The organism is Legionella jordanis (assembly GCF_900637635.1).
In the GTDB taxonomy this organism is placed as follows: Bacteria; Pseudomonadota; Gammaproteobacteria; order Legionellales; family Legionellaceae; genus Tatlockia; species Tatlockia jordanis.
Map to the genome: position 1 here is coordinate 46,783 of NZ_LR134383.1, position 21,212 is coordinate 67,994.

Sequence of the window (21,212 nt, forward strand, 5' to 3'; positions counted from 1 at the left end):
TGCTGGCTCATTGTCCTTTTTAATTGGCATCTCGCCGCTCAGGCTCCTTATCTTCTTGACAGTCAGCTTGCAACTCACTTGATGACTCAAGCTTCCTTGAGTTAGGCTGCTGATAGCAGGCGTCCGCTTGTTCTGCTTTTTTAAGATTTTCCCGCAACTGCTGTTCATTCCATCGCGCCTGCCAAAAAGCCATCGCTTGCTCTTTCAAGTGCAAGAACTGTTTATACAATTTGCCCAAATGTTCCGCCAACATCGGCAATTTATTGGGACCAAACACAATGATGGCCACCAAAATAATGATCAACAGTTCAGCGCTGCTCATGATTTTTTATCGTCGTCTTCATTCATGGCGCGCCTGAAATTTTTTATGGCTGCCCCCAAGTCAGAACCAATATTTTTTAACTTGTTGGTGCCAAAAAGGGCAAGAACAATCAATAAGATTAGCAGTAAAGACATTGGACTGATTCCACTTAATCCCATGTTAACTCCTGTTAGTCCAGTTAAAGAATGTTAATGCAGCGGTAACAACAGCTACGGAAATGACTACGGCTGCTATTTTATCTTGGTTCAAGATATCAAGAAAACCTGCAGTAATGAGGCTGGCAAAGGTACTTGCTCCAAGCACTCGATACCATTTGGGTTTATAGTCAATCAGCTGCTCATTTTCACGTACAAGGGCTCTGATCTTCTGCTCTTTTGTCAGTTGCAACACATCATTTAATAAACGCGGCATGTGAGGCAGTTGCTCGGAAAGGAAAGGAAGATTTTCTCGTAATTGCCTTAAAAATGCCCGCGGGCCCATTTGCTCTTTCAACCATTTTTCAAGAAAAGGTTTTGCCGTAGCCCAAAGATCCAGTTCAGGATAAAGCTGGCGACCCAAACCTTCGATGGCCAGCAAAGTTTTTTGCAGCAGAACCAATTGCGGTTGCACCTGCATGTTAAAGCGTCTGGCCACCTGAAACAAACGGAGTACCACTTGGGCGAAAGAAATATCCTTTAAAGGTTTTTCAAAAATGGGTTCGCACACCGTGCGAATGGCGCTCTCAAATTCCTCAACTCGGGTGTCACGGGCAACCCATCCCGATTCAACGTGAAGTTGGGCTACGCGGCGATAATCGCGATTAAAAAAGGCGTACAAATTTTCAGCCAAATACCGTTTGTCGCTGTCACTTAAGGTGCCAATAATACCAAAATCAATGCAAATGTATTGCGGATCATGGGGTCTTAATGTGGAAACAAAAATGTTTCCCGGGTGCATGTCAGCATGGAAGAAACAATCTCTAAACACTTGGGTAAAGAATATTTCTACCCCTCGTTCAGCCAATTTCTTAATATCAACCCCATGCTCTTTCAGTGAAGCCACATCAGCAACAGGAATTCCGCGAATCCGCTCCATTACCATAATATTTTCACGAGTGTAATCCCAATACACTTCCGGTATGTAAAGCAGCGGTGACTTGCAGAAATTTCTTCTTAATTGGGCTGCATTGGCTGCTTCACGTTGTAAATCGAGCTCGTCGAGCAAGTTATGCTCAAATTCCTGGACAATTTCTCGTGGCTTTAAGCGCTTGCTCTCAGCCCAGTAGCGATCCGCTAAATTGGCAATGGTGTACATGATGCTTAAATCTTGTTCTATGATTTTACGCATGTTTGGGCGCAAAATCTTAACCACCACTTCCTCACCTGTTTTTAACTTGGCTGCATGAACTTGAGCCATCGATGCTGATGCAAGAGGAATAGGGTCAAATTCGGCAAATACCTCAAAGGCAGATTGTCCAAATGCCAATTCAAATATGGACAAGGCCTTATCGCTGGCAAAAGGTGGTACATCATCCTGTAATTTGCACAGTTCAAGGGCAATATCGGGCGGCAAAATATCAGGGCGGGTGGAAAGAGCCTGGCCAAATTTAATAAAAATAGGTCCTAGTTCTTCCAGGCTTTTTCTCAATGCCTCTCCCCGAGTTAATTTTTCCTTGCGAAACCAATTCCAGGGGTTTAGATAGACGATAAAGCGGAAAGGGCTAAATAACCGAATGCTGACAATGACCTGATCTAAGCCGTTGCGAGCTAAAATGGTGTTTATATGAAGTAGACGGATAAGTTGTTTAATTGATTTCATGTTTCATCAACTGGTTCACATGGGCTTGTAAGCGCTCGACATCGAGCGACAGCTTGTCAATATCCGCAAAAAAATCATCGATTTCCTCGCGGCTGGGAAAGGCAGCCAACTCTTCATGGAGATAATCGCTAAGATTGCTGCGCATGGATTCGGTGACCTGCTTCCTAAAAGCAAGCCCATGACGGAACAATGAACCAATTTGATGGGCAACGACATCCCCGGTGAAATGAGCCAAATGGCCTTCCCAATCAATATCCAATTCATCAAAGAGCTTTTTTACTTGTTGCCCTAATTCGAGATCACCAGAGAGTCTCATTTTATCATTAAACAAAGAGCGGGCTTTTGAGGCTGGCAAAAAACTCAGGCGAATTAAGCCAATGGGGCTGCTGTGGATAATGGTGTCGGGTTGGCCATCATAGTCGGCCAATAATTTCATTGTACCTTCGTCAAAATGAATAAAAAAATTCGTCGCCAGGGGGGTGATGATGATTTCAAGCACTTTGCCCTGCAATGCTGTGAGTTTAGCCGGCATGCTTTCATCCAGCATCAAGGCATGGTTGATGGCTTTTTGTAAGGCCTTTAAAGAATATTTCTTAATCATAAGATTCTCAATATTTATAAGCAATGTGTAAGGCAACAATGCCCCCACTCAAATTATAATAACTGCAGTCTTCAAAGCCCGCGCTTTCAATCAGTCGTTTTAAATTCTCTTGCGAAGGATGCATGCGAATGGACTCGGCCAGATACTGGTAGCTCGCGGCATCTTGGGCGAACAATTCGCCCAGTTTGGGTAAGATATTAAATGAATACCAGTCGTAAAGAGGTTTAAGACCTGGAAAATTGGGGGTCGAAAACTCTAAAACCATCAATTTGCCCCCAGGTTTACAAACGCGATACATGGATCTTAAGGCTTCCTCCTTGTCGGTTACATTTCTTAAGCCAAATCCAATGGTGATGCAATGAAAGCTGTTATCGGCAAAAGGCAAACATTGCGCATTGGCTTGAACCAAATGAATGTTTTCATGTAAGCCTTCATCCAGTAAGCGATCCCGTCCAACTTCCAACATGGCAGCATTAATATCAGCCAGAATGACCTGGCCATTTGCGCCCACTTTTTTACGGAGTAAACGGGTTATGTCGCCGCTGCCGCCTGCCAAATCTAATACCGTTTGTCCCGGACGGACATGGCTCACTTCCACAGTGAAGCGTTTCCAAAGATGATGAATGCCGAATGACATAATGTTGTTCATTAAATCATAACTTTTGGCTACGGATTTAAAAACCGCACCCACTTTTTTTTCTTTGTCATTCCAGGCTACTGACTCAAAGCCAAAATGCGTCAGCTGTTCTTTATCATTCATTTGCTGCAACTGCGAGTAGAGATGTTACTCATTCTAACCCATCTCAGTCCGATACCCAATTGAAAAAACACTTGGCTTAAGGGATGTCTTTAGCCAACGAGTTTGGCCAAATCTTCAAGGTATTTTTGTTCATCAGGCATGCAATGGTTTCTTTGCGCCTGCCACAGGCATTCAACCAAATGCTCCATCATTAGGTGCTCAACCGTTTGCTCATCGCCATATCGTTGAAGTAATTGCTGATACACTTTAATAATCCCTGCTGGCCTATCCGTACTCACCTGATCCCGAATGGCAAGGTGAAGCCCCATGTGCAAATAAGGATTGCTTTGCCCCATTTCGGGAAAATACATCTTATCTTTTTGCTGTGGATCTTCTAGTAAGGCTTGGTATTCAGGGTGGGCAATAATCACAGCCACAATTTGCTGTTCAAGAGGCGAAAGAGCTTGCTTTTGCCGATGCTTCTCCCAGCTTGTAAAAAAAAGTTGTCTTGTATTTTGAACATTGTCACCGTAGAACATAAAAAATCCACACTACTAAATTCATATGCAGTCTAGCGCAGGAATGGCAGAACAACAAATAGGAATGCGTCCAAACTTATGCAAGATAAACAATGCACTAACCTCAACCACATTCAGGTTAAAATATTGACAGTCCGTTTGCTGTATGAGATATTTGCGCTGCGAGGTTGGACTTGCTATGTGTCATTCCACTGGGTCAATTGGCGACACACTGATTGGCCCTTTCTTATCTAATCCTTTGTAAATAAAACCTGCTCTTGCTATTTTTTTGACAATCAGTTAAAAAATCTTGAATGCTTTTCAATGGAGTGAAGTATGTTTAGAGCGTTTTCCAATCCATTTGGTTTTTTTAATTATTTTTCTACCCCATCTTCCCCAGAGCAGTTACCTAAGATGGATTTTGCCTATAAATCAAAAGATCATTTACAAATTCTTGAACAGCGTTTGAAGTGTTTCAAGCAGGCACAGCAAAATTTGTTTGAATTTGATAATCAGATTCTAACATCCCTAGGGGTAGGTTTATTCTTTTATGCAGGCTCTTCATTTATCCCGTTGTTACCTTCCACTACTTTATCCATAGCTGGATTTTCTTACGCGGCCTATTTATGGGGGCACCGCAGTGCTAATCCTGATTTAGTTCTTAGGCCTTATTGGGCCGCCTTGAAGGATTTAATAGAGGCTTATAGTTGGGCAATGACTAAAAAAGACAAGTGGTATAAATTAGGAGTACCATTAATCCAAGAAGTTATTCTCACGCTGGGGCCTTTCGTTAAGCCTGAAACAATAGCTTTATGGTCTGAGGAAGATTTTAGCTCATACCTGCTTTCTTATAGGGAAATTGAGCCCAGTGAAACGTTTAAGGAAAAATGTGCTGAATTCTCTGCTGGGCGGCAGGTGAAAAACATTTGGTTTGGCGTTTATGGTGAAGGCGGTAATGGTGACCTAATGGCTGTCTCTATTGCCTATTTAAAAGGATGTACTCAGAGAGTGGCAGAACGGTATGCGCCAGCCATGGTTACTGGTTATTTAAAAATGCAGTAACTCTGACGGCGGCGCTTCTCGATTAAAACTGGGTGCAAGCTAATTTAAAACTTAAAAAAAACATCAACATACCGCTTGCCAATTCAATATTTCGCCAAATTGTGGGTCGAGACAGAGCTTTAGCAAAATAACGGGTTGTCAGCGTTAAGGCAGAAAACCAGAACAAGCTTGAGGTGATGACTCCAAACAAAAAAGCTTGCTTATGCTCTGGAAATTGGCTGCTGCCCCCGCCAATTATTACGAGGCTGTCAATAATTGCATGGGGATTAAGGAGACTAAAACCCAATGCTAAGGCGATGATTTGCCAGCGGCTGGTTGCCTCCTTGGCGGCTTTGTTTTTAACAGGATTCCTGGCAAAAGCCTGCTGCAAGGCTTTTGTCCCATAAAAGGAAAGAAAAGCGACGCCAAACCAGGTAATCCACACTTGAAAAACGGGGTGAAGCTCTAAAATTTTGTGCAGTCCTGCCACGCTGCCACTGACCAAAATGACATCACAGAAAAAACAAACCACTGCTGAAAGCATGGCGTATTTGCCCAATGCGCCTTGTCGGATTAAAAATACGTTTTGAGGGCCCAAAGCCGTAATTAATGATAACCCTAAGAATAAGCCATTGAAATATACCAACATGATTCATCGCAAATGATTAAAAGAATGGCAATTATCCTATATTCTTCACTATAATTAAAATTAATAATTTTTATGAATGATAAAATTTACTTATGAAGATTGAGCAGCGCGGTTTACAAGCATTGGATGCGGTGATTCAAACTCAAAGTTTTGCAGCAGCGGCTAAGCAGCTATTTATCACTCAGCCTGCGGTGACACAAAGAATTAAGCAGTTGGAGTCCCAATTTGGCCAGCCCCTGCTCATTCGCACGCTGCCCTACCAAGCCACGCCTCTTGGTGAAAAATTATTAAGCCTTTTGCGCAGAACCCGTTTACTGGAAGAACATTTATTACAGGAAATTCAGCATGATTTACCGGCAAGGCTCTCCATAGCATTGAACCGTGACAGTTTAGAGACCTGGTTTTTGCGTTTATTACCCTCTTTAAATTTATTTGAAAAAATTAATATTGATATCATCAGTGATGATCAGGATGTGACCATTGATCATTTCCGTAAAGGGGCTGTTTCTACTTGCATTAGCACTTATAATCGCCCACTCCCGGGCTGTGAATGCGATCTACTGGGCCACATGACCTACATATTGGTAGCTTCCCCACAGTTTGTGAAGCGTTATTTTGACAACAAGCGTGGTTTGGAAGAGAATTTGCAACGGGCCCCGGTCATCATTTTTGACAGTCGAGATCGCTTACCGCAGCATTTTTTTCAGTATTTTTTTAATAAATCCTTCACTCTCAGGCACTTCCATAGAGTGCCATCGGTTCATCTTTACAAGCAATTTGCCCTGCAAAGCTACGGCTACGGCTGGATTCCCAGCCTGGATATAAGTGATGAATTAAGTTCAGGCGAATTGCAAGAAATTTGTCCGGATAAACATTGGTTAATGCCATTGTATTGGCATTACTGGCAATTACCCGCTAAACGCTATCAGCAGTTTATTAAATCGATAAAACAGGGCGCACGGCAGTTTTTAAAATAGGATTAAAAGGTAATCTTGTACATTAATTTGTCTTCTGCCTTATTTCTATCGCTATTATCACTCCATTATTTATTCATTGCAGCAACAATCAACATTGCAGTTGACCCACGAGGGGTATAAAATGCCAAATTATTTTTTCCTGACCGTCTTACCTTTAGGTAATTAATTTAAAGGAGGGAGCGTGGGCTCTTTGTTGACAAAAAACGCACTTGTTGTGTCTTTTTTAATAATATTGGCTTTGCCATCCGGCGTTGCTGTTGCCAGCAGTGGGCATACCAGTGGAAAAGACCTTTCGACCAACAATTCTAAACAGGCGTCGACCTCCAAGACTACTAAGGGCAAAACGAATTCCACGGCTAAAGCTCAAGAGAAAAATAGCAAAGCAATCAAGACCGATTCGAAAACAACCACAGCAACACCGGCGGTTGATAAGCCTACTACTTCGCCCAATGCAACCACTGATGCTTCTACCAGTATTGGGCAGCCACAGGCAACGCAACCGGAGGCAGGGACTGCTGCTTCCGGCAATAGCAGCTCAACGGGAAGTACCATCACTACGGGAGCACCGGCTAATCCCAATCAAGGTGTGACCGCGACCCAACCTGCAGTCACCCAAAATAATAATACGCAAGCCATTCTGAAGCCGGTGGATAATAGAAATAGGCCAATGGAACCATTAATTGATGGCTACTATCCTCCCTATCCGCCAACGAGCGCTGTAAAAGGCTTCTCACCAGAACTCGTGCAACGAGGAGAGTATTTGGCAAAAATGGGTGATTGCATCGCCTGTCATACTGATGTCAAAGCAGGAACACCGGCTTATGCAGGCGGACTGCCCATTGAAACCCCCTTTGGTACTTTCTACAGTCCCAATATCACCCCTGATAAAGAAACAGGTATTGGAAATTGGACCGAACAAGATTTTATTCGTGCCTTAAAAGAAGGCAGGGATCCTCAAGGGAGAAACTATTTCCCGGTATTCCCTTATATTTATTTTGCAAAAATGACTGACGATGACGCACGAGCTCTTTATGCTTACTTCATGAGCATTCCACCAGTCAAACTAAAAAATAAACCTTTACCATTTCCTTTTAATGTTCCCGGATCACGTTTTGCCCTGTGGGGATGGAACTTATTGTTTTTCTTCCCGGATGATAACTCTGTGCCTTACGATTCTGAGAGGTCTCCTGTTTGGAATCGTGGAAAATACATTGTAGACAGCCTGGGGCATTGCAGCATGTGCCACACACCACTTAATATCTTTGGAGCCCCAAAGAATCGCTTCTACTTAACAGGAACTTTTATTGATGGCTATTGGGCACCGAACATCACCAAATATGGTCTACGTTCTGCCAGTCGCTATGAAGTAGCAGATGTTTTTGCCAAAGGACAATTAATCAATCGCGCAGGGCCTGTTTCTGGTCCAATGGCTGAGGTGAACCACAATAGTTTGTCCTACTTGACGGATGAGGATCGTTTTGCCATTGCCACCTACTTAAAAACAGTGGTTAGCGACGAGCCTTTGGGTGTTCCTGCTTCAGAAAGCCAACCCACTTTGAAACGTGGCAAGCAAGTGTATGTCAAAGCTTGCATCATTTGTCATCAAAGGGGAGAAATGACTGCGCCAATAATTGGCAATGGTGCAAACTGGTACATGCGCCTTAAAATGCATGGCCTAACAGGTCTTTATCGCCATGCTATCCGAGGCTATAACAGCATGCCTGTCAAAGGGGCTTGTGTGACTTGTTCTGATGACGACATTATTTCTGCAGTGGATTATATCCTAAATGCTTCCTTGTCTCGTTCGCAATGGCAAGATTTGACCACTGGCGGAGCAGCTAAATACCCTGCAAATGGCCAGGAAGTTTACGAGGAAAACTGCAGCATGTGTCATAACGAGGGCAAAGATGGTGCGCCCAAACTCGGAGATAAAGCCGCCTGGAAATCTCTGATTGCAAAAAATATAGATGTTTTGGTCGAGAATACCGTCAAAGGAGATTACCATCCTAAAAATGGCGGCTGTAAAGAGTGTACCACTGGGGAAATTCTTGAGGCGGTCAAATACATGGTCAGTCGCTCTAAAACCGAGGGTAATTACTCATTGTGGTAAGAGCAACGATGGGAACAGGCAAGGTATAATGGGCGCGGCCTAATTAGCCGCGCGTCAAATAAATTCCTTGAGATAAAGCTACTTAAAGAGGTGATATGGGGATGCTAAAGGGGTTGAAGCTTAGAGCAATGCTGGCTGCGATAGTGGGATTGGGTATACATCAATCTGTCATGGCCGCTGCAGATAAATGGCAAATGAATATGTATAGAGGGGTAACGCCCTTAAGCAAAGACATGTACGATTTGCACATGATTGCAATGGTGATTTGCGCCATCATTGGCCTTGTCGTTTTCGGCGTCATGATTTACTCCCTAATTCATCACCGTAAGTCCAAAGGCTATGCTCCTGCGAGCTTCCATGATAATTCTCGCCTTGAGATTGTGTGGTCTGTCATTCCATTTTTAATCTTGATTGGCCTTGCCATTCCGGCTACTAAGGTACTGATACGTCTTGAGGACAGTAGTGACTCGGATGTAACCATTAAAGTGGTTGGCTATCAGTGGAAATGGCAATATCAATATCTGGATCAAGGGATCAGTTTTTTTAGCAATTTATCCACTCCATACGAGCAAATTCATAATGAGAAACCAAAGGGGCAATGGTATTTGCTAGAAGTTGACAACCCCGTTGTTGTCCCAGTGAACAAAAAAATTCGCTTTTTGGTAACCTCCAATGACGTCATTCACTCCTGGTGGGTGCCTGAACTGGGTGTGAAGCGCGATGCCATGCCAGGATTTATGCATGAAGCTTGGGCAAGAATTGAAAAACCAGGGATATATCGCGGCCAATGCGCTGAACTTTGTGGTTTAAATCATGCATACATGCCAATTGTGGTTAAGGCAGTCAGTGAAGATGAATTTAATAACTGGGTCGCAACTCAGACTAAAGTCCGTGACCAATACGCCGAGAATGCCGCTCAGCCTGCTGCTCAAGCGCAATTAACCCGTGATCAATTGATGATGACGGGCAAACAAAAATATGAACAATTCTGTGCCGCTTGCCATCGAGCAGATGGTAAAGGACTTCCGCCATTATATCCACCGCTTAAAGGCAGCTCTGTGGCAGTGGGCAACCCTATTTCACGGCATATTAACATCATATTGCACGGCGTCCCCGGTACAGCAATGCAAGCGTTCAAAGATCAGTTAACTGATGAGGAAATTGCAGCCATCACCACGTACGAGCGTAATGCATGGGGGAATAATACCAATGATTCAGTACAACCTGCTGATGTTGCACAAGTACGCCAAAGCAATAATCAACAACCGACAATGGTCAATAAAGCTCAAGCTGGAGGTTTGCGATGAGTCAAGTATTAGCTCATGATCAAGAGCACGAAGAACATGGCCCAGAACAGGGTAAAGGCATCATTGGTTTTGTAAAACGCTGGTTATTTACAACAAACCATAAAGATATCGGTACTCTATATATGATTCTGGCCTTGGTCAGCTTTTTTGTTGCTGGCGGCATGGCTTTAATCATCCGTTTGGAGCTTCTCCAGCCTGGCCGTGTTTTTGTCGATCCGAATTTCTTCAATCAAATGACTACCATGCATGGGCTCATTATGCTCTTTGGCGTGGTAATGCCTGCGTTTACAGGGATGGCCAACTGGCAAATCCCATTAATGATTGGTGCGCCGGATATGGCTCTACCAAGATTAAACAACTGGAGTTTTTGGTTATTACCCTTTGCTTTTGCTTTATTAGGCTCCACATTGTTTCATTCTGGTGGTGGACCTAACTTCGGCTGGACAATGTATGCGCCACTTTCTACTAAATACGCTCCGCCAAGCACGGATTTTATGATTTTTGCCATTCATATGGCCGGAATTTCATCAATTATGGGTTCCATTAACATCATTGCGACTATTCTGAACATGCGTGCTCCAGGCATGACGTTAATGAAAATGCCTATGTTCGTATGGACTTGGTTAATTACCGCATTTCTATTGATTTCCATCATGCCTGTTTTAGCCGGGGCTGTGACCATGATGCTTGCAGACAGGCATTTCGGCACCTCCTTCTTCGAGGCAGCAGGTGGTGGTGACCCCATCTTGTTTCAACACGTGTTCTGGTTTTTTGGACATCCTGAAGTATATGTTTTGGTCCTGCCTGCTTTCGGCGTCATTTCCGAAGTGATACCTACGTTTAGCAGAAAACCATTGTTCGGCTACCATTTTATGGTGTATGCAACCGCCAGCATTGCATTTTTATCTTTTATTGTCTGGGCGCACCACATGTTTACCACCGGCATAGCTTTAGCCGGTGAACTTTTCTTTATGTATGCCACCATGCTCATTGCGGTGCCTACTGGAGTTAAGGTCTTTAACTGGGTTAGCACCATGTTTAAAGGGGCAATGACTTTTGAAACACCCATGCTTTTTGCCATCGCCTTTGTATTTCTGTTTACTATTGGTGGGTTTACCGGATTAATGTTGTCCTTGGTTCCTGCAGATTATCAATATCAGGATACCTATTTCGTAGTAGGACATTTCCATTATGTGCTGGTGCCGGGAGTTATTTTCGCTTTAATGGCTGGGACCTATTACTGGCTGCCTAAATGGACCGGGCACATGTACAATGAGCGCTTAGGCAAATGGCATTTTTGGTTATCCGTGATTTCAGTGAATTTAACCTTTTTCCCAATGCATTTCCTAGGATTAGCCGGTATGCCAAGGCGAATCCCTGATTATGCCCTGCAATTCACGAATTTTAACATGATCGTTTCGATCGGCGCTTTCATTTTTGGACTGTCACAACTGATCTTCCTGTATAATATAATCGCAACCATCCGTGGCGGTAAGAAAGTTGATGCCCAGGTTTGGGAGGGAGCTCGTGGTCTGGAATGGACTTTGCCATCTCCACCACCTTATCACAGTTTTACAATTCCACCGGAAATTCACTAGCTGTGTATGGCATCAAATGGCCATTGATGTCATTTTCGAGAACGGGCAGAATTGCATAAATGCAAGATAAATCCATCTATTGGTCAGTAGTCTTATGACCACGGATGGATTATCGTTGAGGTTATACATGGCAGTTTTCAGAAGAGAGGTATAATGGCTGAAAAAAGTCATAAAAAATTAGTTATCACATTAGCGGTGATCACGATTGCCATGTTTGCTTTTGGCTTCGCGCTGGTGCCGATTTATAATAGTTTGTGCAAGGCGCTTGGTATCAATGGCAAAATTTACCAGACAACGAATGCCAGTACTCCTGATGCCAAAATTGTTCAAGACAGAGTCATTACTGTGGAATTTGTATCTACGCTTAACAGCTCCTTGCCTTGGGCTTTTTACCCAAAGACTCATAAGATTAAAGTTCATCCGGGTGAAATCGCCAAATTGGCGTTTTATGCCGAGAACAAGGCTGATCATCGAATGACCGTACAAGCTATACCGAGTATAACGCCCGGAATAGCGGCAAAATACCTTAAGAAGACGGAATGTTTTTGTTTTACGCAACAAACTTTAAACGGACATGAAGCGATGGACATGCCGCTGTTGTTTCACCTTGATCCAGATTTGCCAGAGAGTGTTAGAACCATTACTTTGTCTTACACACTCTTTGATGTAAGCGATAAAATAATTAATTAGGCTTAGTAAGAGCAAGAAGAGGAGAATTATCAATAATGGGAGCACATGGCACTTATTATGTACCCAAACCCAGTCACTGGCCATTAGTGGGTTCGATTGGTTTGACTACGACTCTGGTTGGGGCTGCTTCCTGGCTGCACCATGATTGGTATGGTCCTTATCTATTTACATTAGGTGTGGCCATTCTTGCAATCATGATGTTTGGCTGGTTTGGCCAAGTCATTTATGAGAATCAAAAAGGTTTGTACGACTTGCAAGTCGACCGTTCTTTTCGCTGGGGAATGGTTTGGTTTATTTTTTCCGAAGTGTGTTTTTTTGGCGCTTTTTTTGGTGCTTTGTTTTTTACTCGACTGGTGTCGGTTCCGGAGCTAGGAGGCGAAATCCATCCTATCACGCATATTACTCTTTGGAATGATTTTAAAGCGCAGTGGCCATTATTGATTAATCCTAATAATGAAGTATTCGTTGGTGCTGCCGAAGGAATGAAGGCCTGGGGCCTTGCTGCGGTGAATACCTTAATTTTATTAACCTCCGGCGCAACCATCACCTGGGCGCATTGGGCGCTGAAGCTAAACAGGCGTAAGCAATTGATCATATCTATGATCTTGACCATTCTCTTGGGTATAACCTTCTTGGCATGCCAATCGTATGAGTACCATGAAGCATATACAGACATGAATCTTACTCTCGATGCCGGTATTTATGGGACTACCTTTTTTATGTTAACGGGTTTTCACGGCTTGCATGTGACCATCGGTACTATCATGTTAATCGTCATACTAATCCGTTGCATCCGTGGTCATTTTACTCCTGAGCGGCATTTTGCCTTCGAAGCCGTGGCATGGTATTGGCACTTTGTGGATGTCGTCTGGTTATTTTTGTTTATTTTTGTGTATTGGCTCTAATCCACGTTCACTCAATATGGCGAGCGATGGTTCGCCATATTGCACTACAACTTCTGATTGACCAACAATCCAGGTTGATATTTAATCGAGCGTATTTCCAAGGTATAAGTAAATTTCCTGTCCTGAAACTGCACGCTGCTGACGATTGCCTCTCCATAAAAGAATTGCGCTTTAAATGTCACTAAACTATCTTTATCAAGATAGTCTTCACTGCTCACTTTCATTTTGCTGTCTGTTAATTCTAAAAGCAGACTGGATGCATAATTTTCATTGCATTTTAGTGTTACCGCCACAGGTTGAAGTGGTTCAATTTGCATGAGCATCTCCGCGATATACTTTTATATCGGCAGTATTGCACAATTCTTAAGCATTCCGGGATAAAAACAAGGAATTTTATAAACTACCGCTCCTGGGAAACTATCCTGGATACAGGATGCTGTCGCTCAATTTATGCAACGCTAATCACCTAAAGGCAGCTGCATTCCAAATCAAGAGCTGGCAAGCTTAAAGCTTACACCTATTGGCTAAGCAGCTCATTAATCAGTGCCTGCAATCTCTCGGAATCCTCATAGTGAATGACCAAAGTTCCTTTGCCCGAGCTTGCCTGATTAATTTTTACTTTGGTTTTGAGTTGGTGGGATAATGCCTGTAATTGAACCTGCACCTGTGGAGATAATTCTCTTTTCGTTTGTACAGGCTCAGGTTTGCCGGCTTTAACTCGAGCGACCAGTTTTTCTGTTTCTCTTACTGAAAGACTCTGTGCCACAACCAATTTGGCAACTTGACTTTGCTGTTCTGGTTCTAAAATAAGTAGAGCCCTGGCATGTCCCATATCCAAATCACCATGTTCCAGTAAGCGGCGCACCTCGGGATTTAACGAGAGTAAACGCAAATAATTGCTGACTGCAGCACGTGATTTAGAGAGAAGATCGGCAACTTGCTGATGCGTAAGGGCAAATTCGGTAGTCAAGCGATGCATTGCACGCGCTTGATCCATTGGATTTAAATCTTCGCGTTGCAAATTTTCAACAAGAGCCATTGCCATGGCGGTTTCATCATCCACCTGGCGTAGAACGACAGGCACCTCACTTAATCCTGCCAGTTGGGAAGCGCGCCACCGCCGTTCCCCCGCAATAATCTCATAGCGGCCATTGTCTATTTCGCGGACTATTAAAGGCTGCAATAAGCCTTGCTGCCTGATTGAAGAAGCCAATTCATTGAGAGTGGACTCTTCAATTTCCCCGCGGGGTTGATATTTTCCTGGCTGCAGAGAATGAACAGCTAGTTTCAAATGCTCGGAACTTGGCTTATCCATTAAAAGCCCCGTGTGGCTGCTGCCCAATAAAGCTGATAAATTACGTCCCAAACCTCTGCTTTTAACTGTCATAATAACCTCTATTAACGGGTCACTGCCCAATCAGTACGAATGGCTATAACGCCAAGCCTCTGAAAGGCGTGTTTCAAAATGCTATGAACATGACCATTCTGCACTTATTGTGCAATTTGAAATTCAAAAACCGACTGACCTGTTCTCAAACTGAAGCAACAGCCTGTTTGTTAATGATTTCAGAAGCCAAAACCATGTAAGCTGCAGCTCCTGCGGAGCTTTTGTCATACTGCAGCGCTGGTACACCATGGCTGGGCGCCTCAGCCAGTCGAATATTGCGCGGTATGACGGTGCGATATACTTTATTACCAAAGTGTTCAAGAAGTTGTTTAGAAACTTCTGAGCATAGGCGGTTGCGCGCATCGTACATTGTTCGAAGCAAGCCTTCGATGTGCAAACGTGAATTAACACTTGCTCTCACTTGTTCAATGGTATTGATTAATGCGGCCAATCCTTCCAAAGCATAATATTCGCATTGCATGGGAATTAGAACCGAATCTGCGGCTACCAAGGCATTGATGGTGAGAGTATTTAAAGCGGGTGGACAATCAATCAAAATAAAATCATAGGCGCTTTGTACCGACTGCAATGCTTTAAACAGAAAGGTTTCGCGGTGATTCCGTTCCATCAAACTGACTTCTGCTACCGTCAAATCGCCATTCGCTGGAATTAAATCATAGCCACATAAAGTGGATACCGAGGCATGCTCTGCCAGGCAATCACGAAGAAGGACATCATTAGCTGTTAGAACCAGGGCATTTTTATCGACGCCTGAGCCCATGGTGGCATTGCCTTGAGGATCCAGATCAACCAACAGCACTGGATGACGGTTGGCCGCTAAAGAAGCCGCCAAATTGATTGCGGTGGTTGTCTTACCCACGCCTCCTTTTTGATTAGCAATGGCTATGACTTTGGCCATGGTTATTCCTCGGTTGCATTTTTGATGATCACGCAGCAACGCTCGCCATCCAGTCCTGGTACTGAATAAGACTCGACTTGATAAGGCAGGTTGATGCTCGCTAATTCGGTTTCAGGGTAGCGGCCTTTCATGGCAAGCCAAATGCCTTCTCGATGAACAAGGTGAGAAGTCCACTGTAGCATTTGCGCCAAATCACTAAAGGCCCGACTTGTTACTGTATCAAAAGCTGAGGGCGGGTGGTAGTTTTCAACGCGAGATTGCACAATATGGACATTATTAAGATTTAAACTGCGCTTAACTTCTTGTAAAAAACGAATTTTTTTGCCATTGCTATCCAGCAGGGTTATCTGCCAATTCGAACTGTAAAGAGCCAGGGGAATTCCAGGCAAGCCAGCTCCGCTGCCTACATCAAGAATAGCAGGTCCCTTAACCCATGGAATGATAGCCAAACTATCAAGCAGATGACGCGTAACCATACTATCCAAATCGCGTACCGCTGTTAAATTATAACTGCGATTCCATTTATGCAATAAGGACAAATAATTTAGAAAAGGTGCCGGGTCCAGGTCAATCGCCAATTCCTTAAAGCCTTTTTCCAGTTGTCTACTGATTTCAGGAGGAAAGCTCATGCGGATTCCCGATGTTTTTTCAGGTGAACGAGTAATAAGGATAGGGCAGCCGGTGTAACGCCTGAAATCCGTCCAGCTTGGGCGAGAGTGGTGGGTCTAATGCGGCTTAATTTTTGCATCACTTCATTCGACAAACCAGAGACTTTGTTGTAATCCAAATCAGCGGGGAGTTGGGTATTCTCATGCTTGCGCAAACGTTCTATATCCAGCAATTGCCGTTCAATGTAACCTGCATATTTACTTTGGATTTCCACTTGTTCTGCCACGTCATCAGGCAAGGCAGCTAAATTGAGTGCCTCAACGGCTTGTAAATCGCCATAACGGACTTCCGGGCGTTTGAGCAGCTCCGCTGCCTTGCAATCTTGTTGCAAAGGATTCTCGAGTACATGTTGTAATTGTTCATTGTGCGAGACGCGGACAATACTGTCTTTAAGTTGTGCACGAGCCTTTTCAATGGCTTCTCTTTTTTCACAAAAGACCTGCCAGCGTTTGTCGCCAACCAATCCTAGTTCACGGCCTTTTTCGGTTAGACGGAGATCAGCATTGTCTTCGCGCAACAGCAAACGATACTCTGCCCGTGAAGTGAACATGCGATAAGGCTCTTGTGTTCCACAGGTGATCAAATCATCAATTAACACGCCCACATAAGCCTCATCCCTGCGCGGCGACCACAATTCTTTGTCTTGTGTTTGCAAAGCGGCATTCATGCCGGCAATTAAGCCTTGAGCGGCTGCTTCCTCGTAACCTGTGGTACCGTTAATTTGGCCAGCAAAGAAAAGATTACTCAAGGCTTTGGTTTGTAGGTAAGGAGTTAGCCCGCGAGGATCAAAGTAATCGTATTCTATGGCATATCCTGGACGCGTGATGTGTGCCTGCTCAAAGCCTTTTATCGTGCGTACGAATTGCACTTGAACCTCAAAGGGTAGGCTAGTTGAAATGCCGTTTGGATAAATCTCATGTGTGGTCAAGCCTTCCGGCTCCACAAAAATTTGATGGGATGATTTATCCGCGAAGCGAACGATTTTATCTTCAATGGAAGGGCAGTAACGGGGTCCAATCCCTTCAATTACACCGGCATACATCGGAGACTGATGTAAATTTTGCTGGATGATTTCATGAGTTTGCGCTGTGGTGTGCGTGATGTAGCAAGGCACCTGCTTTGGATGCAAAGAGGGATTTCCCAGATAGGAAAACACAGGAACAGGTTCATCTCCAGGTTGAACGCTCATTTGACTGTAGTCCAGTGAGCGGCCATCAATCCTTGGGGGTGTTCCTGTCTTAAGGCGGCCAACCGGCAGGGCTAATTCCCGCAGGCGTTGCGCCAAGGCAATGGCAGGAGGGTCGCCTGCGCGCCCGCCCGCATATTGATTCATACCCACGTGAATCTTGCCACCTAAAAATGTACCAACTGTTAACACAATGGCCTGAGCTTTTAAAATTAAACCGATTTGCGTGACAACCGCGCTCACTCGGTCTCCTTCAATTAAAATGTCGTCCACTGCTTGCTGAAACAAAGTTAAATTGCTTTGATTTTGTAGTTGGTGGCGAATGGCTTGACGATACAAGACACGATCCGCCTGCGCTCTGGTTGCCCTAACGGCAGGGCCTTTAGATGCATTTAAAATGCGAAACTGAATGCCTGCTTCATCGGCCGCCAAGGCCATAGCCCCATCCAGAGCATCAATTTCCTTGACCAGATGGCCTTTACCTATGCCGCCAATCGCAGGATTACAAGACATCTGACCAAGCATGTCCATATTATGGGTGAGTAGAAGAGTCTTTGCGCCCATGCGAGCAGCCGCGAGAGCGGCTTCGGTTCCAGCATGGCCTCCGCCGACCACAATGACGTCATATACTGTTTCAAGATTCATATGAGGAAAGAATTGCGCAACAAATCCTTCAATTATACACTTTTTTAGCAGCATACCAAACCATTTGGTTGACTATGCTGCGAGAGAGAAGGAATTTGGTTATTGCTGCTTTTTTATAGCGGCATCAGGTCCGTTAGAACTGGGTTCCAGTTTGGTGTAACCATGGCCGCCAAACAGACTGGGAATGCCACAAGTTCGAGATGCCCTGTTTTCATTTGTGGCAAATAAGTGCGTCAAATCTTTATCCGTGAGAGTTGAATCACTCGTCTCAAGCCTTTGCACAAACTCATTGTATTCAGATTCAAATTTTACCTGCTGTTTGACGTCTTTAAGTTCTTCATAATCGTCTTTTTTAGGTTCAAAGTGGCTGATGATCAGGTGTGAAATCAAAGCAACCGCCAACCCAACAGCCATGGCTGCTAAACCGATTCCTAATGGCATGAACACTAAAGAGGCAAAAACCAAAGCCGGTATGACTGCATCGACAAAGACAGAACGCAGTAATTTGATGGCTTGATGCTTCACCAGGGCTTCCTGATAACTGGTTTGAGCCATTAAAGCTTTCATTTCCAGGTAAAGCTGTTTTCGGACATTTTCATCTGCACAGTCCTTGAACTCTTGTAATAATGATCGACAATCCTCACGAGCTTCTCTAATGGATTCTTTGGTTTTGGCTATCTCAAGTCCACCACCAACGGCCGCCGCGGCGATGGTTAAGCTAAAGCAAAGCGCCGCACCACCTACTGCCATAATTAATGCCGCAAGCGGGGCGATTGCCGCGGGTGGGAAGAAAAAACTGCAAACAATGCAGAAGGCGAATAACAAACCTGCAGCATAAACCGTATCATTGATTAATCCATATTTTTTATATTTCCAAGCCGTTTGGCTTTGCTTCATAACTTTGGAAAACTGCAGCAATTCAGCCTGAAGAATTGCTTTTTTCTTTTCGGCTTCTTTAATTTCTTGCTCCAGCTCCAATTTTAACTGCTGCTGCTGTTCATTATTTTCAAGCTTGTCATAAATTTTCTTGTTGGCTTCAATTTCACCGTCCAACTTACTGATATCGGTTAATAGCTTCTCTTTACGTGTTTCAAAAGCCTGCATTTCCACGTTGTGCTTGGTGCTTTCCTCAACAAAGCGCCAGATGGTGAGCGTTAAATCCATTAATAACAGCAAAGCAGTGAGCACATTACCGGCATAGCCCATTGCGCCTACACCTCTGAGCCAGAAAAAGCAGACTAAATTGGCGGTGGCCCAGATTGAATCATTGAGTATGGCAAATTTTCTTTGCTGCCATTGGGTCTTAAATCTATCCCAGGCAGGTATTTGGCTTTCGGTTTGATTCACCCATGGGCCGGAGTGTTTCATCAATAAAAGTGCCTGGATGCCAAAGCGCGTGTAATAAAGAGCCCAACTCATGGTACCCGTCATGGATGAGGGCGTGGAAAGATGTTTTTGGGCTTGGCCAATTTGATCCAAAGGCAGGGTCTCATTAAATGCCATCAATTCAAGTATGGAGGCAAGCATGCCGCCCCCCCAGACCCAATATAAACGGCGTGCATTGACCTGACTCATGCCTTCAATCGCAACTTTGGTCTTTTTCCCTTCAGCAAAGCCGTCTAATTCGCCGTCTTTTGCTCTTATTTCATATATTCTGTCATTGCTTGCGGCTTTAGCATTTTCGCCTTTTGCAGAAGGATCAATGAATTCCATGATTTCGGAAACCAACCAGGGTGCAACCATGGTTAAACCAAGATAGGCCAGATAACCATTGGAGGTAGAAATTTCTTGCTGCAACTGCGCCTCTTCTCGGTTGTCATTAAGATGAGGCTGTAATTCTCTTAAACGCTGCAGGCATTTGTTCATGCCTTCCATGTGGTCTTTTAAATTTCGAGTTCGCCCTTCGACTTCATCAATTTTGGCTTGGGCACTATATAAGTAGAGAGTAAACAGCAATTGTTTCTGTTGCTGAATTTTTTGGGCTTCATTGAGGTATTTGAACATGAAGGGATTTGAGCTATTCAATTGAGCACTGTAGTAGCTTAATAAACTGGCAATTTCATTTCTTTGATAGAAGAATGTTTTATAATCATGAGCAGGAATGTCAAGGGAGCCTGTAGGAAGAGCAGCATAAAGTGTGTCCCCCAAAGCAAGTAATGTTGAAGTCTGATTAACCGGGTTGCTGCCGCTCATAATGGCACCTCGTCAAAAAAATCTGGTGGCTGATGTCGAGAACATGTAAAATGCTCAATTTGTTCTTTTTTATAACATAGCACGTAATCCAAGGACAAGCTGGCAAAGGCCAAATTTACACTATTGAAAACTTATTTACTTAATTTAAGCGTTTAAACTGAGTATTAAGGAATGTTTGAAGTAATTTCTTGTCTTTATTGGTCTTTTTTTGAGTTGGTTACGACAGCGATGGTAATTTTTTGGAAATTTCAATGAAAAAAGCAGTGGTTTTATTATCAGGGGGGTTGGATTCTGCAACAGTACTGGCTATTGCTAAGGCAGAGGGTTTTGCCTGTTATGCACTGAGCTTTGCTTATGGACAGCGGCATAATGCCGAATTATTGGCAGCCAAACGCATTGCCGAGGTTCTGTCGGTTGCTGAGCATCGTATTGTGCAACTGGATTTAAGTGCCTTTGGTGGTTCAGCGTTAACCGATAAAAGCATCGCAGTCCCTGATTATTCGGGTTCAAAAGAAATCCCAATCACTTATGTGCCTGCACGAAATACCATATTTTTAAGCATTGCCCTTGCCATGGCTGAAGTAATTGGCGCACGTGACATTTTTATCGGTGTCAATTCCATTGATTATTCCCATTATGCGGATTGCCGACCCGAATTTATTGATGCTTTTCAACAGGTGGCGAATCTAGGCACAAAAGCTGGCGTTGAGGGCGATAAATTTCACTTGCATGCCCCTTTGCAGCATTTGGATAAAAGTGAAATCATCCGCACCGGTTTACGTTTAGGACTGGATTATTCTTTGACGGTTTCCTGCTATCAGGCGACGGAAGAAGGCAGGGCTTGCGGGCGCTGCGACAGCTGCATTTTTCGCAAACAAGGGTTTTTAATGGCAGGTTATCCAGACCCGACAAAATATCTATAAAAAATACTTACAAATCAAAAACTTTACAGAAATGTT

21 protein-coding genes are annotated in these 21,212 nt (G+C 43.9%); 8 read left to right on the forward strand and 13 right to left on the reverse strand.

The window, feature by feature from the left end; genetic code table 11:
* Positions 1–19: 19 nt before the first annotated feature.
* From EL203_RS00210 to EL203_RS00235, 6 genes are all read right to left on the reverse strand, one after another.
* Positions 20–322, reverse strand: coding sequence for a twin-arginine translocase TatA/TatE family subunit (locus EL203_RS00210; RefSeq protein ID WP_064108357.1), 303 nt, complete (start codon positions 320–322; stop codon positions 20–22).
* On the reverse strand, positions 319–480 hold the full coding sequence (gene tatA, locus EL203_RS00215; RefSeq protein WP_058471553.1) for a twin-arginine translocase TatA/TatE family subunit: 162 nt from the start codon (positions 478–480) through the stop codon (positions 319–321). The genes EL203_RS00210 and tatA overlap by 4 nt, the downstream gene beginning before the upstream one ends.
* A gap of 1 nt (position 481) precedes the next feature.
* Positions 482–2,119, reverse strand: a complete 1,638-nt coding sequence (gene ubiB / locus EL203_RS00220; protein ID WP_058471552.1) for a ubiquinone biosynthesis regulatory protein kinase UbiB — start codon at positions 2,117–2,119, stop codon at positions 482–484.
* Complete coding sequence (locus EL203_RS00225; protein ID WP_058471551.1) at positions 2,106–2,720, reverse strand: ubiquinone biosynthesis accessory factor UbiJ; 615 nt, start codon at positions 2,718–2,720, stop codon at positions 2,106–2,108. Before EL203_RS00225 ends, ubiB begins: the two co-directional genes overlap by 14 nt.
* 7 nt (positions 2,721–2,727) lie before the next feature.
* The gene (ubiE, locus tag EL203_RS00230) at positions 2,728–3,480 is read right to left on the reverse strand and encodes a bifunctional demethylmenaquinone methyltransferase/2-methoxy-6-polyprenyl-1,4-benzoquinol methylase UbiE (protein ID WP_058471550.1); all 753 of its coding nucleotides are present in this window, start codon (positions 3,478–3,480) and stop codon (positions 2,728–2,730) included.
* An 89-nt stretch (positions 3,481–3,569) separates the two neighbouring features.
* On the reverse strand, positions 3,570–3,998 hold the full coding sequence (locus EL203_RS00235) for a DUF1841 family protein (RefSeq protein WP_058471549.1): 429 nt from the start codon (positions 3,996–3,998) through the stop codon (positions 3,570–3,572).
* 315 nt (positions 3,999–4,313) lie between these two features.
* Here EL203_RS00235 and EL203_RS00240 point away from each other — a divergent pair, with 315 nt between their 5' ends.
* The gene (locus tag EL203_RS00240; protein ID WP_058471548.1) at positions 4,314–5,039 is read left to right on the forward strand and encodes a hypothetical protein; all 726 of its coding nucleotides are present in this window, start codon (positions 4,314–4,316) and stop codon (positions 5,037–5,039) included.
* 22 nt (positions 5,040–5,061) lie between these two features.
* Here EL203_RS00240 and EL203_RS00245 read toward each other — a convergent pair whose 3' ends face one another.
* Positions 5,062–5,667: a LysE/ArgO family amino acid transporter gene (locus EL203_RS00245; protein ID WP_058471547.1), complete on the reverse strand. Its 606-nt coding sequence runs from the start codon at positions 5,665–5,667 to the stop codon at positions 5,062–5,064.
* A gap of 92 nt (positions 5,668–5,759) precedes the next feature.
* Here EL203_RS00245 and EL203_RS00250 point away from each other — a divergent pair, with 92 nt between their 5' ends.
* The 6 genes from EL203_RS00250 to EL203_RS00275 all read left to right on the forward strand — a co-directional run bounded on the left by EL203_RS00250 (position 5,760) and on the right by EL203_RS00275 (position 13,254).
* Positions 5,760–6,644 carry an ArgP/LysG family DNA-binding transcriptional regulator gene (locus EL203_RS00250; protein ID WP_058471546.1) on the forward strand — a complete coding sequence of 295 codons (885 nt, stop codon included), beginning with the start codon at positions 5,760–5,762 and terminating at the stop codon, positions 6,642–6,644.
* Between the two features lie 667 nt (positions 6,645–7,311).
* On the forward strand, positions 7,312–8,754 hold the full coding sequence (locus tag EL203_RS00255; protein WP_058472236.1) for a c-type cytochrome: 1,443 nt from the start codon (positions 7,312–7,314) through the stop codon (positions 8,752–8,754).
* Between the two features lie 101 nt (positions 8,755–8,855).
* Positions 8,856–10,061 (forward strand): cytochrome c oxidase subunit II, encoded by a 1,206-nt coding sequence (coxB, locus tag EL203_RS00260; protein ID WP_058472235.1) that lies wholly within the window; start codon positions 8,856–8,858, stop codon positions 10,059–10,061.
* Positions 10,058–11,659: a cytochrome c oxidase subunit I gene (gene ctaD / locus EL203_RS00265; protein ID WP_058471545.1), complete on the forward strand. Its 1,602-nt coding sequence runs from the start codon at positions 10,058–10,060 to the stop codon at positions 11,657–11,659. Before coxB ends, ctaD begins: the two co-directional genes overlap by 4 nt.
* 153 nt (positions 11,660–11,812) lie before the next feature.
* Positions 11,813–12,349 (forward strand): cytochrome c oxidase assembly protein, encoded by a 537-nt coding sequence (locus EL203_RS00270; protein WP_058471544.1) that lies wholly within the window; start codon positions 11,813–11,815, stop codon positions 12,347–12,349.
* A gap of 35 nt (positions 12,350–12,384) precedes the next feature.
* Positions 12,385–13,254 (forward strand): cytochrome c oxidase subunit 3, encoded by an 870-nt coding sequence (locus EL203_RS00275; protein WP_058471543.1) that lies wholly within the window; start codon positions 12,385–12,387, stop codon positions 13,252–13,254.
* A gap of 44 nt (positions 13,255–13,298) precedes the next feature.
* Here EL203_RS00275 and EL203_RS00280 read toward each other — a convergent pair whose 3' ends face one another.
* The 6 genes from EL203_RS00280 to EL203_RS00305 form a co-directional block, all read right to left on the reverse strand.
* Positions 13,299–13,571 (reverse strand): hypothetical protein, encoded by a 273-nt coding sequence (locus EL203_RS00280; RefSeq protein ID WP_058471542.1) that lies wholly within the window; start codon positions 13,569–13,571, stop codon positions 13,299–13,301.
* A gap of 200 nt (positions 13,572–13,771) precedes the next feature.
* On the reverse strand, positions 13,772–14,641 hold the full coding sequence (locus EL203_RS00285; RefSeq protein WP_058471541.1) for a ParB/RepB/Spo0J family partition protein: 870 nt from the start codon (positions 14,639–14,641) through the stop codon (positions 13,772–13,774).
* Between the two features lie 145 nt (positions 14,642–14,786).
* Positions 14,787–15,560, reverse strand: a complete 774-nt coding sequence (locus tag EL203_RS00290; RefSeq protein ID WP_058471540.1) for a ParA family protein — start codon at positions 15,558–15,560, stop codon at positions 14,787–14,789.
* 2 nt (positions 15,561–15,562) lie between these two features.
* Positions 15,563–16,189 (reverse strand): 16S rRNA (guanine(527)-N(7))-methyltransferase RsmG, encoded by a 627-nt coding sequence (rsmG, locus tag EL203_RS00295; RefSeq protein WP_058471539.1) that lies wholly within the window; start codon positions 16,187–16,189, stop codon positions 15,563–15,565.
* On the reverse strand, positions 16,186–18,060 hold the full coding sequence (gene mnmG / locus EL203_RS00300) for a tRNA uridine-5-carboxymethylaminomethyl(34) synthesis enzyme MnmG (RefSeq protein ID WP_058471538.1): 1,875 nt from the start codon (positions 18,058–18,060) through the stop codon (positions 16,186–16,188). The genes rsmG and mnmG overlap by 4 nt, the downstream gene beginning before the upstream one ends.
* Before the next feature lie 99 nt (positions 18,061–18,159).
* Positions 18,160–20,253, reverse strand: a complete 2,094-nt coding sequence (locus EL203_RS00305) for a hypothetical protein (RefSeq protein ID WP_058471537.1) — start codon at positions 20,251–20,253, stop codon at positions 18,160–18,162.
* 251 nt (positions 20,254–20,504) lie between these two features.
* Here EL203_RS00305 and queC point away from each other — a divergent pair, with 251 nt between their 5' ends.
* Positions 20,505–21,176, forward strand: coding sequence for a 7-cyano-7-deazaguanine synthase QueC (gene queC, locus EL203_RS00310; protein WP_058471536.1), 672 nt, complete (start codon positions 20,505–20,507; stop codon positions 21,174–21,176).
* The last annotated feature ends 36 nt before the right edge of the window (positions 21,177–21,212 follow it).

What these genes read in the sequence shown, in the direction of transcription:
- queC (WP_058471536.1), top strand. Translation starts at nt 20,505, where the DNA reads ATGAAAAAAGCAGTGGTTTTATTATCAGGGGGGTTGGATTCTGCAACA.
- ubiE (WP_058471550.1), bottom strand. Translation starts at nt 3,480, where the DNA reads ATGAATGATAAAGAACAGCTGACGCATTTTGGCTTTGAGTCAGTAGCC.
- EL203_RS00305 (WP_058471537.1), bottom strand. Translation starts at nt 20,253, where the DNA reads ATGAGCGGCAGCAACCCGGTTAATCAGACTTCAACATTACTTGCTTTG.
- EL203_RS00210 (WP_064108357.1), bottom strand. Translation starts at nt 322, where the DNA reads ATGAGCAGCGCTGAACTGTTGATCATTATTTTGGTGGCCATCATTGTG.
- EL203_RS00225 (WP_058471551.1), bottom strand. Translation starts at nt 2,720, where the DNA reads ATGATTAAGAAATATTCTTTAAAGGCCTTACAAAAAGCCATCAACCAT.
- rsmG (WP_058471539.1), bottom strand. Translation starts at nt 16,189, where the DNA reads ATGAGCTTTCCTCCTGAAATCAGTAGACAACTGGAAAAAGGCTTTAAG.
- EL203_RS00275 (WP_058471543.1), top strand. Translation starts at nt 12,385, where the DNA reads ATGGGAGCACATGGCACTTATTATGTACCCAAACCCAGTCACTGGCCA.
- EL203_RS00280 (WP_058471542.1), bottom strand. Translation starts at nt 13,571, where the DNA reads ATGCAAATTGAACCACTTCAACCTGTGGCGGTAACACTAAAATGCAAT.
- mnmG (WP_058471538.1), bottom strand. Translation starts at nt 18,060, where the DNA reads ATGAATCTTGAAACAGTATATGACGTCATTGTGGTCGGCGGAGGCCAT.
- EL203_RS00250 (WP_058471546.1), top strand. Translation starts at nt 5,760, where the DNA reads ATGAAGATTGAGCAGCGCGGTTTACAAGCATTGGATGCGGTGATTCAA.
- coxB (WP_058472235.1), top strand. Translation starts at nt 8,856, where the DNA reads ATGCTAAAGGGGTTGAAGCTTAGAGCAATGCTGGCTGCGATAGTGGGA.
- EL203_RS00270 (WP_058471544.1), top strand. Translation starts at nt 11,813, where the DNA reads ATGGCTGAAAAAAGTCATAAAAAATTAGTTATCACATTAGCGGTGATC.
- EL203_RS00255 (WP_058472236.1), top strand. Translation starts at nt 7,312, where the DNA reads ATGGAACCATTAATTGATGGCTACTATCCTCCCTATCCGCCAACGAGC.
- ctaD (WP_058471545.1), top strand. Translation starts at nt 10,058, where the DNA reads ATGAGTCAAGTATTAGCTCATGATCAAGAGCACGAAGAACATGGCCCA.
- tatA (WP_058471553.1), bottom strand. Translation starts at nt 480, where the DNA reads ATGGGATTAAGTGGAATCAGTCCAATGTCTTTACTGCTAATCTTATTG.
- EL203_RS00240 (WP_058471548.1), top strand. Translation starts at nt 4,314, where the DNA reads ATGTTTAGAGCGTTTTCCAATCCATTTGGTTTTTTTAATTATTTTTCT.
- EL203_RS00290 (WP_058471540.1), bottom strand. Translation starts at nt 15,560, where the DNA reads ATGGCCAAAGTCATAGCCATTGCTAATCAAAAAGGAGGCGTGGGTAAG.
- EL203_RS00235 (WP_058471549.1), bottom strand. Translation starts at nt 3,998, where the DNA reads ATGTTCTACGGTGACAATGTTCAAAATACAAGACAACTTTTTTTTACA.
- ubiB (WP_058471552.1), bottom strand. Translation starts at nt 2,119, where the DNA reads ATGAAATCAATTAAACAACTTATCCGTCTACTTCATATAAACACCATT.
- EL203_RS00285 (WP_058471541.1), bottom strand. Translation starts at nt 14,641, where the DNA reads ATGACAGTTAAAAGCAGAGGTTTGGGACGTAATTTATCAGCTTTATTG.
- EL203_RS00245 (WP_058471547.1), bottom strand. Translation starts at nt 5,667, where the DNA reads ATGTTGGTATATTTCAATGGCTTATTCTTAGGGTTATCATTAATTACG.